This window comes from Paenibacillus tritici (assembly GCF_013204885.1).
GTDB classification, from domain to species: domain Bacteria; phylum Bacillota; class Bacilli; order Paenibacillales; family Paenibacillaceae; genus Paenibacillus_AQ; species Paenibacillus_AQ tritici.
This window is the reverse complement of record NZ_JABMKX010000010.1, coordinates 1-12,840: the sequence shown is the minus strand read 5'-3', so window position 1 is coordinate 12,840 and position 12,840 is coordinate 1. Positions and strand designations below refer to the sequence as shown.

Genomic DNA, 12,840 nt, shown 5'->3' with positions numbered 1-12,840 from the left:
TGTATGCCTGCCTGGTGGTGCCGGACTTTGGTCCGGCGGCAAACTGTGATAGTATTTCAGTAGAGAGCTATGAACTCAGACTGTGTATAGAAAGAGGGATCTACTTGAGCGTTGATACGAATCAGGCGGGGAAGGCAGCAGAGGATGCTGCTGCCCGTCAGGAGCAGGAATTGATACTTGCAGCCATTGCGAAGGAACTGAGCATCAGCCTGAAGCAGGTGCGGACTACGGTGGGGCTGCTGGATGAAGGCAATACCATTCCGTTCATCGCCCGCTACCGCAAGGAAATGACCGGGGAGCTGGATGAGAACGCGCTGCGTGACATCGAAGAACGGCTGGGCTATCTGCGCAATCTGGGTGACCGCAAGAAGGATGTTATCCGCAGTATTGAGGAGCAGGGCAAGCTGACCCCGGAGCTGCAGGAGCAGATCATGAGAGCGGTCAAGCTGCAGGAAGTAGAGGATCTGTACCGCCCGTTCAAGCAGAAGCGTAAGACAAGAGCAAGTGTGGCGAAGGAACGGGGACTGGAGCCGCTGGCGGATTGGGTGATGGAGCAGCGCCGGCAGGGTGTTCCGCTGGAAGAGGCCGCTAAGTATATTGATGCAGACAAAGGTGTAGATAGTGCGGAGCTTGCGCTGCAAGGGGCGATGGACATCATTGCCGAGAATATTGCCGATGATCCTGCAATCCGTTCGTGGGTGCGTCAGTATACGGCGAGCCAGGGGATTCTCGTCTCCGAGGCCAAGGATGCGCAGCAGGAGAGTGTATACGAGAATTATTATTCGTACCGGGAGCCTGTGCACAAAATGCCGCCGCACCGTATTCTCGCCATCAACCGCGGGGAGCGGGAGAATGTGCTGAAGGTCGGCATTGAGGTTGTGGCCGACAAGATCCATGCGTTCATTATCCGCAAGCTGGTGAAGGGGCCTTCCCCGGTCAAGGAGCTGCTCGAAGCGGTGACCGAGGATGCGTACAAACGGCTGCTGGCCCCTTCCGTCGAGCGCGAGGTGCGCGGGGAGATGACGGAAAAGGGGGAGACGCAAGCGATTTCCATCTTCTCCGGAAATCTGCGCAGCCTGCTGCTGCAGCCGCCGGTGAAGGGACGACATGTACTTGGTGTCGACCCGGCCTACCGCACCGGCTGCAAGCTGGCCGTAGTGGACGATACCGGCAAGCTGCTGGAGGTAGCGGTCACTTATCCGACGCCGCCGAACAACAAGAAGAAAGAGGCGGCGGCCAAGTTCAAGGAGCTGATTGCCAAATATGGCATCCAGCTCATCGTGATCGGCAACGGCACCGGCTCGCGGGAGACGGAGCAGTTCACGGCCGAGGTCATTGCCGAGGTCGGTAACCCGGAGCTGGCCTACCTGATCGTCAACGAGGCAGGGGCCAGCGTGTATTCGGCCTCCAAGCTGGCGCAGGAGGAGTTCCCGGATCTGGATGTGGCGGAGCGCAGCGCCGCCTCCATCGCCCGCCGCGTGCAGGACCCGCTCGCGGAGCTGGTGAAGATTGACCCGAAGGCCATCGGTGTCGGGCAGTACCAGCATGATGTGTCGCAGAAGCATCTGGAGGAGAGCTTGAAGGGCGTCGTGGAGTCGGCGGTTAACCACGTCGGTGTCGACGTCAATACCGCCTCGGCCTCCCTGCTGTCCTATGTGGCGGGAGTGAATACGACGATCGCCAAGAATATTGTGAAGTTCCGCGAAGAGAACGGCAAGTTCTCTACCCGCAAGGCACTGCAGAAGGTTCCGCGCCTGGGCGCGAAATCGTACGAGCAGTGCATCGGCTTCCTGCGTATCCCCGGAGGGGACAATACGCTGGACCGCACGCCGATCCACCCGGAATCCTATCCGGTGGTGGACCGGTTGTTCCGCGAGCTGGGGCTGGATGTGAAGCAGCTTGGCAGCAAGGAGGTTGCAGCACAGCTGAGTGCCCAGGATGCGGCAGAGCTGGCGGCGAAGCTGGAGGTCGGCGTACCTACGCTGCGCGACATTCTGGAGAGCCTGCAGCGCCCGGGCCGCGACCCGCGCGAGGAGCTGCCGCTGCCGATCTTCCGCACGGATGTGCTGAAGATCGAGGACCTGGTGCCCGGCATGGAGATGCAGGGAACCGTGCGCAACGTGATCGACTTTGGCGCTTTTGTCGATATCGGGATCAAGAACGACGGGCTGGTCCATATCTCCCAGCTCAGCGGCAGCTTCGTGAAGCACCCGATGGATGTAGTCTCCGTTGGCGACAATGTCACCGTATGGGTGATGGGCGTAGACCTGAAGAAAGGCCGCGTCAGCCTGACCATGCGCCAGCCTCGTGAGGCCGCGGGCAGCGGGAAGTAAGGCGAGCACGAATCAGGGTACTATAAGAGAACAAAGCAGGTACCAAGTACCAAAGTACAAACAAGAGTACAAACTACAAGTTCAAACCAAAGTATAAATCAAGTACAAACCAAGTAAAACCAGAGCACGAACCAAAGTATGATCCAAAGTACAAACAAGAGCACAAACAAGAGCACAAACAAGAGCACAAACAAGAGCACAAACAAGAGCACAAACAAGAGCACAAACAAGAGCACAAACAAGAGCACAAACAAGAGCACAAACAAGAGTACAAACAAGAGTACAAACAAGAACACAAACTACAAATCAAAGCATAAACCAAGTACAAACCAATGCACAAACCAAGTACAAACCAAGTACAAACCAAGTACAAACCAAGTGCAAACCAAGTACAAACCAAAGCATAAACCAGAGCACTAGCTATAGTACAAACTTTAGGGCCCAACCAACTAATCAACCAGCAGCCCCGGCTGCGCTTCCTTCATTAGGAGCGCAGCCGTTTTGGTTGTATAAGAAATTAAGATATCCCAAGAAACCCTCTGATCCCGCCGAAAGTAGGCGGTACGGGGAAATGAGAGGGATAAATCCCTCTGGTCAAGCCGAAAGTGGGCGGAACGAGGAAATGAGAGGGATAAATCCCTCTGGTCCCGCCGAAAGTGGACGGTATGTGGAAATGAGAGGGATAAATCCCTCTGGTCCCGCCGAAAGTGGATAGTATGTGGAAATGAAAGGGATAAATCCCTCTGATCCCGCCGAAAGTAGGCGATATGGGAAAATGAGAGGGATAAATCCCTCTGGTCCCGCCGAAAGTGGACGGTATGTGGAAATGAGAGGGATAAATCCCTCTGGTCCCGCCGAAAGTGGATAGTATGTGGAAATGAGAGGGATAAATCCCTCTGGTCCCGCCGAAAGTGGATAGTATGTGGAAATGAGAGGGATAAATCCCTCTGGTCCCACCGAAAGTGGACGGTATGTGGAAATGAGAGGGATAAATCCCTCTGATCCCGCCGAAAGTGGACGGTATGTGGAAATGAGAGGGATAAATCCCTCTGGTCCCGCCGAAAGTGGATAGTATGTGGAAATGAGAGGGATAAATCCCTCTGGTCCCACCGAAAGTGGACGGTATGTGGGAATGAGAGGGATAAATCCCAATGACTAAGCCAGAGACACGTGCCAAATGAGCAAACGAAGAGCAATAGTGCACCAGAATGCAGCGGCTACGAGCCAAATGAGCAAACGAAGAGCAATAGTGCATCAGAATGCAGCGGCTACGAGCCAAATGAGCAAACGAAGAGCAATAGTGCACCAGAATGCAGCGGGTACGAGCCAAATGAGCAAACGAAGAGCAATAGTGCACCAGAATGCAGCGGCTACATGCCAAATGAGCAAACGAAGAGCAGAAGTGCACCACGTTGCTCCCGATATGTCCCAGGAAAGTAGTCTGAACGGAACAATATAAGGTTATGTTAAACGAGCAACAGTAGAAAACAACTATAGTCGTTTAGGATCAACTGGATGAGCGTTGGAAGTGGTAGGATGGGGGAAATTAGAGACAAGGTGGCGGGATGGAAATGGTGAACAGAAGGATCCGGCAGTTTGAGCAGGGCGATATGGAGGCACTTGGGGAGATGTACGCGCTGGTGTCGGCGCAGGAGGATGTGCTGTTCTGGTGGGTGGGGGACGAGGAGAACTGGGAGAATGTGTTCTGCGCCTTTGAGGGGGATAAGATGGTGGCGAAAGGCCAGCTACAGATCTTCAATGTGGTACCTCCGGGACGGGCGGCAGAGAGCAAACACAAGATTTTTATGAATCTGAAGACGCTGCCCGGACGGGAAAAGGATCTTGAACTGCTGGACGGCCTCTACTCCCGTCTGCTGAAACGGGCACATGAACTGCGCGGTACGCTGTCCAGGGAATATGGCACAATTCTGTGTACAGGGAATTATGCTGCGGAGGAGAGCTACCATACTTATTTTGACAAGCATCTGGGTTACCTGCCGTATAGCCGCTTGTATACGCTCCATCGTGACTTGAATGAACCTATAGCGGCGGCGGAGCCCGATTCAGGGTTGGAGGCGGTTTTTGCTCCGCTGGATTCACCGGAGCAGAGAGAGGCTTATCTGGAGCTGGAGGCTGAAATCTGGCCGGATACACCACTGGGTATGGAACGTCTGCTGGAATACCAGGAGCATCCGCTCTGGACCTCCATTGTTGTGAGGGATGCAGGCCAAGTAGCCGGCAGTCTGATGGTCTGGCAGGAAGAAGAGACCGGCATTATTGAAGATGTATTTGTCCGTGAGCCCTGGAGAAGACGGGGCATCGCCAAGGCTCTGCTGAGCCATGCGCTGTCGTATCTGAAGGAGCAGGGGCTGGAGCAGGCGCAGCTTGTCGTACTGACGGACAATGACTCGGCCTTGTCCCTATATAAGTCAGTCGGGTTCCAGACGGGACGGCAGGAGATCAGATATTATACGGAGCTGGGGTAAGGGAGCAATCAACCTGCAACTATCTCCGCCCGGCAAGCGTCTAAATAGAATAAGAATAGCATCATAAGGAGGAATTGCAGGTTCATGAATACATCCAGAACTATTGGTTTTACTGCACTGCTGGCTCTAACGCTGGTTCTGGCCGCTTGCGGTTCTGCAGAGAATACGGCGCCGGAAGCTACGTCTGCTCCAGAGCAGACTCAGGCCCCTACGCTGGCACCTGCGGAGACCGCGTCTTCCCCGGCACCTTCATCAACGGCTGCTCCAAGTCCTGCGGCCACGGAAGCACCGCCGGTAGCGGAAGATCCCGGACCGCCGGAGGAAGGCACCCCGCCTACAGCATTGGAAGCGGCAGCAACGGTGATGCGGGCACTGAAGAGCGGCAATATGGAGACGCTGGCGGCCTGGGTGCACCCGGAGCGCGGAGTACGATTCTCCCCCTACGCCTATGTCGATACGAAGCGGGACGTTGTGCTTAGCAGGGAGGAGCTCGAACAGGCGATGCAGGATACCCGCAAGCGGGAATGGCGGGAGTTCGCGGGTACTGGCGAGATCATTGAGCTAACCTTTGCCGACTACTACAAAGACTTTGTGTACGATGCTGATTTCGCCGGCAAGGCTGAGATTGCGCTGAACCAGGGTCTGGGCCAAGGGACGACACTCAACAATCTGAGGGAGGTATACCCTGCAGACAGCCATGATTTCGTAGAATATCACATTGCCGGTGTAGATCCTTCGGCAGAGGGGATGGACTGGAGCAGCCTGCGTCTGGTTTTTGAGAAAATCGGCCAGGACCACACGCTGGTTGGCATTATCCACGATCAGTGGACTCCCTGATTCCCGCAGCATGTGAATAGAACCAACTGCAAACAGCGCACCGCCGGATGTCCGGACGGTGCGCTGTTTTTATATAAATATCAACTTATCTAACTGGAGGAGTGGTCGAAGTCTCCTGGCCTGCTACGGGTTGGGCTACTGCTGTGTAGCCTTCCGGCAGATAAGTGACTGCGGTGCCTGCCGAGATTACCTGCGGGTTCATGGAACCGGGAGCCGGCTTAGTCACCCTGAAGTAGATCACTGCGGTGTGGTCCGCGCCGAATTCAATCCGTTCAATGAACAGGCCGTACCCCGGGTTCGGCAGATTGGAGACAGTCACAGTGGCTTTGTTCACACCAGTTGCGGCTTTGTCCAGCGTAACTGCGGCTTCGTAGGTGTAAGCGGGAGCTGTATTGCTGTTATCCATGTTAATCACTTCCTTGGCGAATTTGGCGGCATCATAGACCCATACCGCAGCCTCCGCGCGGGTAACCGGTTCATTCGGACGGAAGGTGTTATTCTTCTCCAGTGCGATCAGCCGGGTGTTGACCAGGATCTGCAGGCTGTTCATCTCCGCGGCGGATAGCTTGCCGCCGTCCGAAATCTCTGCGTACCTCTCCGTATACGCGAAGTCCCCTTTGTTCTGGAGCGTCTGAAGCAGCAAATGTGCGAACTGGATACGGGTCATGACGGCGTTAGGATCAATGGACCTGTCCAGCGGCAAGCCGCTCTCTTTGGCCGTCAGGAATGCGGGGGCATACCAGGCCGTATTCTTCACTTTGTCGAAGTAATCACCGGCTTGCTTGCCGGAGGTGTTCTGCGGAGAGAGCTTCAGGCCGCTTACAATGAACTGCAGGCCTTGGGCATAAGTCAGCTTGGATTTCGGTGCGAACTTATCGCTGGTCACTCCGTTAAGGGCGCCCTCTTGATGAAGGGCATTGATTTTGGATTCGGAAGCATGGCCCTTCAGATCCGAAAAGGCAGAAGCCGATGCTCCGAAAGTTACCGTTGACGCCAGAATGCTGCATGCCAGAGTGAATTTTGCAGTACGCATCTGGAAAGATTTATTCTTCATTGTGCCTCACCTCGTATACTCTTAGATGGCATTACGGGGTAAAAGGTTGCAGTCAGAGCTACATAAACAGGAATTATTATTCTCCATCCGCGCACAAGTGATTCCTGTTCCTCGCAAGAATCCCTATGTGTCAATTTTCACCTACTTCAAGCCGGTAGAACCCTTGTAATATCACATTCTCTCTGCCAAAAAGGTCAAAATACGATGATTAAAAGGTAATATACGGTGAGACATGGGCAAGAAGAAAAATTATAATAATGATAACGCTTACCTTAATAAAGAAAGAATTAAATGTATAAATTGTTAATTCTTATATTCCATCTGAGGGGGTAGATTAAATGAGAAAAAAGAGTGTTCTTGCCTTACTTTTGGCAGGCTGTCTGGCGGGACTATCATTGGCGGGTTGCAGCAGCAAGGAGAATAGTTCGGATGGGCCGGATTCGGGCAACAGCTCACCGGAGGGGAAGACGAAGCTGAAGGCCATTATTGTGAAGCACTCGCTCACCAAAGACGTCGGGGAAATGAAATGGCTTACAGATTTAGAAGAGAAGGCGAACGTAGACATCGAATGGCAGCAGATCTCCGCCGACTGGGATCAGAAGAAAAGCGCTCTTTTTGCCAGCGGTGAAATTCCAGATTTGCTGTTTAATGCTACGTCCAATTCGGATTTCGTCCAATTCAACGGATTATTTGAGGACTTAGGTCCGCTGATCGACCAAGGTGCACCCAATATCCAAAAGATGTTCAGCGAGCACCCGGAATTGAAAACGCTTGCTACACAAATTGACGGTAAGCTCTATGGCACTCCGCGATATAAAGGGATTTGGCCCGGCTCCACGGCCTCCATGTTCATTAATAAAACCTGGCTGAACAATCTGGGCCTTCAGGTGCCTACGACCTGGGATGAGCTTGAAGCCGTGCTGATTGCCTTCCGCGACGGAGATCCGAATCAGAACGGGGATAAGACGGATGAGATTCCGATGGACTTCAATCCGATAGGCTGGGACTTCACGCCGAAGCTGCTGCTGGGCAGCCTGGGGCTTCCTCTGTCCAATGGGGCAAGCGACGGCTACTTCACGGAAGGGGCGCAGGTTAAGAATTTCTACGTGGATGAGCGGTTCAAGACATTGATGCAATTCCTGCAGAAGCTGTACAGCCAGAACCTGATCAACAAAGAGGCCGTCACACAGGATTACTCCAAATTCCAGTCCGTTGCCCGGGGCAGCGGCGCTACTGCCAAAGTCGGATTTACCTGGGGCTGGGAGACGGGGGACCGCTTCGGCAACGAGCTGAAGGATCAGTATATTACTTTGCCGCAGCTTAAGCACCATGCAGACTCTACAGATGAGCTGTACTGGAGCGATGATTACTACTATCAGAATTACGGCTCCAATGCCGTGTCGGTCAGTGCCAGCTCGAAGAACAAGGAAGCCGCGATCCGTTTCATTGATGCTTTTTATGAGCCGGTTGTCAGCCTGCAGGTATTGTTTGGCGGGATGAATGACACGGACAAGGGCATGAAGGACAACGGGGATGGCACCTATGAGGTTCTTCCTCCGGCGGATGCTTCGCTTGACCCGGGCTCCTGGAAATGGACGAATTCATTCGCCGACAACGGTCCGATGTATATTGCCGATGCGCTGAAAGACAAGCTGACTCTCGGCTCGGATATGCAGAATGTCCTCAAAGAAAAAGCCGTCTATGACGAGCTGCTGAATAAGGCGGACCAGAAAACGAATGTCTATCCGCAGAACTTCATGAAATACAGTACGGAGGACACCAATACCCTGGCTATGAATCAGGCGAACATTAATAATATCACCGATCAGAAGTGGGCCAACTGGCTGACAACGAAGGTAGATATCGAGAAGGAATGGGCCGCGTATGTTGCATCCGTCAATAGCTCCGGTCTTGAGCAGAACCTGCAAATCCGTCAAAAAGCCTATGAGGAATATCTCTCGACCTTGAAATAGCGGACTTGAATGGAAGGAGCGCTCTTAAATGAAACCAGCACAGACGACGGTGCCGCCTCAGACCCTTCGCGGGAACGGATGGTTACGTAAGCAAGCCGGGCATGTTCAGCTATGGCTGATGGTGCTTCCTGCGGTTATCTATATCGCCATATTCTGCTATGGTCCGATGTATGGCATTCAGCTTGCTTTCCGTGAATTTGATTTCAGCAAAGGGCTGACGGGGGGAGACTGGGCCGGATTTAAATATTTCGAGCAATATTTCACCAGCCCGATGTTCTGGCCCACGCTGAGAAATACCTTTATCATCGCTTTTTTCTCCATCCTGCTGGGCTTTCCGATGCCTATATTGCTGGCGCTGGTTGTCAACTCGATCCGCAGCAACAGACGCAAGCGCATCCTCCAGACTACCGTATATATGCCTTACTTCATTTCAACCGTAGTTCTGGTAGCGTTGCTGCAGATTATGCTGTCTCCTACCACCGGACTGATCGACGGCTTCCTGAAAGCGCTGCATCTGATCCCTGCGGATACGAATCTTATCGGTGATCCCGGCGCCTTCGTCCCTGTGTATGTGATCTCTGCCATCTGGCAGGCGTGCGGCTGGAACAGCATTATCTTCATCGCAGCCCTCTCCTCGGTGGATTCACAGCAGTACGATGCTGCCAGAATTGACGGGGCCAACCGCTGGCAGACGGTCTGGCATGTGGAGCTTCCGGCCATCCTGCCGACGATTATTATCCTGCTAATTATGAATATGGGCAGCATCCTCAGTGTGGGCTTCGAGAAGACTTTTCTGATGCAAAACAGTCTCAACAAACCGGTCTCGGAGGTCATCTCCACGTATGTGTTCAACGTAGGCGTGAAATCCAACCAGTTCAGCTTCGGTTCAGCGGTCGGACTATTCAACACCCTGATTAACTTTACGTTCCTGATGCTGGCGAATGCACTGGCCAAAAAAACTTCAAAAATAAGTCTGATGTAAGGAGGGGATGGGATGTCACGCCGACAAGCGTCTCATTCACAAAGCTTGAATGTTTCGGGCGGGATTGCAGACAGGCTGTATACGCTGGTAGTTGCGGTTATAAGCATTGCAGCGTTCGTGATGGTCGCCTATCCATTGTATTTCATCATCATCGCCTCGGTCAGCAACTCCACCATGGTGAACCAGGGACAGGTTATTTTATGGCCGAAGGCGGTTAATTTTTACGGCTATGAGCAGATTTTCAAGGACACCCGGATCTGGCAGGGATATATGAATACGATCATCTACACGGTGCTGGGCACACTGCTGAATCTGCTGGTTACGCTTCCTGCGGCTTATGCCTTGTCCCAGCGGAAGTTCAAGGCACGCAGGTTCATTATGCCGCTATTCGTCATCACGATGTACTTCGGCGGCGGCATGATTCCTACCTATCTGCTGATCCGGGATCTGAATCTGCTCAATACGCCATGGGTAATGATTGTGAATGGAGCGATTAGCGTTTACAATCTGATTATTACGAGAACGTTCTTCGAGACTTCAATTCCGGAAGAGCTGCACGAAGCGGCTACCCTGGATGGCTGCTCGCATTTCCGTTACTTCGTATCGGTTGTGGTCCCGCTGTCCAAGGCGGTAATTTCAGTCATTACGCTCTATTATATGGTCGGTCACTGGAACGACTTCTTCAACGCGTTGCTCTATATCAATACGGATAGCTTACAGCCGCTGCAGATTGTCCTCCGCAATATTCTGCTGTCCAATCAGGCGTTCGCCGGCGGAGCCGGATCAGGTGCGGGAGCCGGTGCGGGCAGCTATGCCCAGCAGTTCGCGGATCAGATCAAATATGCGGTCATTATCGTATCGACGGTGCCGGTGCTGATTATCTATCCGTTTATCCAGAAGTATTTTGAGAAGGGTGTAATGATCGGTGCAGTGAAAGGCTGAGTCATGCTGCGGGCTGCATCTTGCGGGCCGGGAGGGAGAGAACTTCGGTGAAAAAAACGCTTGAACTGCTGGAACCCATCGGCGAGCCCGTCTCTCAGGATATGAAAGAGAAACTTACTCATGGCAGCAGACAGTTCCGCATGAGCGTGCATGTGACCAAGGTACCTCCCATGAATAATCTGGTGCTGTATTCCCACTGGCATGAAGAGCTGGAGCTGCTGTTCATGGTCAAGGGGGCGGCCAAGTTCCATGTGGGGCAAGAGAAGATGGTCGTGCAGAGCGGAGAGGTGGTATTCATTCAGCCGAATATGCTGCATTCTGCGATCCGGCTGAATCAGGAGGAGATTATCTTCTGCGCGGTGCTGGTGCACTTCAATTTCCTCTCCAGCCTGGAGAATGATCAGATACAGCAGCAGTATGTCTTCCCGTTGTTCTTGAATAACCGCCGTTATCCGCTGCTGATCAAGCGGGAGCTGGAGGAGAAGCTGCGGCTTATTCCACTGCTGGAGGAAGTGCGGGATCTCTATCAGCAGGAGGCTCACGGCTATGAGATGCTGATCAAGGCGAGGATGTTCGAGGTGCTGTGTCGTCTGGAGAAGTGTGCGGCCGAGTATCCGCCTACGGGGTTGCCCGGGCAGTCCAGGGGCGGCAACAGTTCCATGCTGGCCAAAAAAACGCTGGCCTACGTCCAGCAGAACTACAGCAAGCGGATCACACTCTCCGATATGGCGCAGCAGGTCAATATGAGCCCATCGTACTTTTGCCGCTTCATGAAGAAGCAATTCGACCTGTCTCCGATGGACTTCCTGAACGAATACCGGATCTCGGAGGCGGTGAGCCTGCTGGAAACCACAGATAAGAAAATCATGGAGATCTCCGGGATGACCGGCTTCAGCAATGTTAACCGTTTCACGGAGATGTTCAAGAAAACCTACGGCTGCCGGCCGATGGATTACCGGAAGAGACTTAGGCAGAACCGGTAGACGGAGCAGAATAGATCCCAAAAAAAAGGGGCTGTCCCAAAAGTAGATTTTCTACGGCGGAAGACCGTTCTCTTCATATTCTTAATGCTACAAAAAGTGAGCAGAGCAGCGATTCTCCCGTTATTGGAGGATCGCTGCTCTGCGTTTTTGGTCATTGGCGGCTTGCTTCAGCAGATTATGTGCAAGGGAAAGCCACCCGACCTCAAGCGTCACTTTCTCCATGCCGCGAAGCAGAAATCGCCGGAACCCCCGGTTGTTCTTCAGTTGTCCGAATACACTTTCCGGCTCCGTCATTCGGCGTACGGCCAAGGCGTAGCCCTCTTCACTCCGTAGAATTTTCCGTGCCTGGTTCTGGTATCGCAGCCGTTCCAGACTGACGACCACCTCCCGATTTCCTGCCGCTTTCGTGCAACGCTCCTTTAGAGGGCAGCCTTCACAGGAGCTGCTTCGGTAATGCCGTCTGCGAATTTCATAGCCGCTTTCTAGGGTCTCCTTGCTTTCCCTTTGGAAACGCAGCATGTTCCCAGCTGGGCACACCCAGTGATCCTCGCCTGTATCGTATGTCCAGTTTTCGATTTTACCAACATTCGCTTTCCAGGCTTTAGTTTTTTCCTTGTGGTAACTACCGTACTTCACCACCGCCTGTATCCCTCTATTTTCCAGATAGGCGTAGTTTTCTTCGCTGCCGTAGCCTGCATCCGCAATGACTGTCTTTGGCCATTTTCCTAGGATCTGCTGGGATTTTTCCAGATGCGGCTCTAAACAGCGGGTGTCGGTTGGTCTTTGATGTATACTGTAGGTTAAAATAAATTGGTTTTCGGTCCCGATTTGCACATTGTATGCCGGTTTCAGCTGGCCATTTCGCATGTGGTCTTCTTTCATCCGCATAAACGTTGCCTCTGGATCGGTCTTGCTGAAACTGTTCCGGTCCCCAAGCAGCTTTTGATATCGTTCGTACTTCTGCAGTCGAGGGAGCAAATCCTTACGCAACTTCCGAACGGCTTTTTTCAGGGGCTTGTCTTTGGGTTTAATACGAAAATAAAAGTATCGGAAAATGCGCCGCAGACTGGATTTTGACAAAAAAAGACCCACCGCCCCAAAATTACGTTTCGTTTTTTTTGAAAAAGGGGAGACTATTGGATAGGATTTAATTGCACGCTATATCCTAACTGCTGGATATATTGCACGTACCGATCCAACGGGTTTTTCTTGGACGTCTCATCGCCTAGTGAGACGTCTATTTCTTGGTA

General features: G+C 52.8%; 8 protein-coding genes and 1 pseudogene. 7 read left to right on the top strand and 2 right to left on the bottom strand.

Features of this window, described 5'->3' with window-relative positions; genetic code table 11:
- Positions 1 to 104: 104 nt before the first annotated feature.
- From HQN87_RS18365 to HQN87_RS18355, 3 genes are all read left to right on the top strand, one after another.
- The gene (locus HQN87_RS18365; RefSeq protein WP_173136415.1) at positions 105 to 2,333 is read left to right on the top strand and encodes a Tex family protein; all 2,229 of its coding nucleotides are present in this window, start codon (positions 105 to 107) and stop codon (positions 2,331 to 2,333) included.
- 1,571 nt (positions 2,334 to 3,904) lie between these two features.
- Positions 3,905 to 4,819, top strand: coding sequence for a GNAT family N-acetyltransferase (locus tag HQN87_RS18360; protein ID WP_173136413.1), 915 nt, complete (start codon positions 3,905 to 3,907; stop codon positions 4,817 to 4,819).
- An 84-nt stretch (positions 4,820 to 4,903) separates the two neighbouring features.
- Positions 4,904 to 5,656: a hypothetical protein gene (locus tag HQN87_RS18355; RefSeq protein ID WP_173136411.1), complete on the top strand. Its 753-nt coding sequence runs from the start codon at positions 4,904 to 4,906 to the stop codon at positions 5,654 to 5,656.
- Between the two features lie 85 nt (positions 5,657 to 5,741).
- Here the strand turns inward: HQN87_RS18355 and HQN87_RS18350 are convergent, their stop codons facing one another.
- Complete coding sequence (locus HQN87_RS18350) at positions 5,742 to 6,710, bottom strand: S-layer homology domain-containing protein (protein ID WP_173136409.1); 969 nt, start codon at positions 6,708 to 6,710, stop codon at positions 5,742 to 5,744.
- 338 nt (positions 6,711 to 7,048) lie between these two features.
- Between HQN87_RS18350 and HQN87_RS18345 the strand changes: the two genes are divergently transcribed.
- From HQN87_RS18345 to HQN87_RS18330, 4 genes are read left to right on the top strand one after another with little or no spacing between them, the layout of a single operon-like run.
- Entirely contained in the window at positions 7,049 to 8,683 is a 1,635-nt protein-coding gene (locus HQN87_RS18345) for a type 2 periplasmic-binding domain-containing protein (RefSeq protein WP_173136407.1), read from the top strand.
- A gap of 28 nt (positions 8,684 to 8,711) precedes the next feature.
- A complete protein-coding gene (locus HQN87_RS18340; protein WP_173136405.1) occupies positions 8,712 to 9,665 on the top strand; it encodes an ABC transporter permease in 954 nt (317 codons plus the stop codon).
- Positions 9,666 to 9,677: 12 nt separating this feature from the next.
- Positions 9,678 to 10,607 carry a carbohydrate ABC transporter permease gene (locus HQN87_RS18335; protein ID WP_173136404.1) on the top strand — a complete coding sequence of 310 codons (930 nt, stop codon included), beginning with the start codon at positions 9,678 to 9,680 and terminating at the stop codon, positions 10,605 to 10,607.
- A 47-nt stretch (positions 10,608 to 10,654) separates the two neighbouring features.
- Positions 10,655 to 11,590, top strand: coding sequence for an AraC family transcriptional regulator (locus tag HQN87_RS18330; protein WP_173136403.1), 936 nt, complete (start codon positions 10,655 to 10,657; stop codon positions 11,588 to 11,590).
- Positions 11,591 to 11,710: 120 nt separating this feature from the next.
- Here HQN87_RS18330 and HQN87_RS18325 read toward each other — a convergent pair.
- Positions 11,711 to 12,619, bottom strand: a pseudogene (locus HQN87_RS18325) (transposase); the annotation flags it as partial.
- Positions 12,620 to 12,840: the final 221 nt, after the last annotated feature.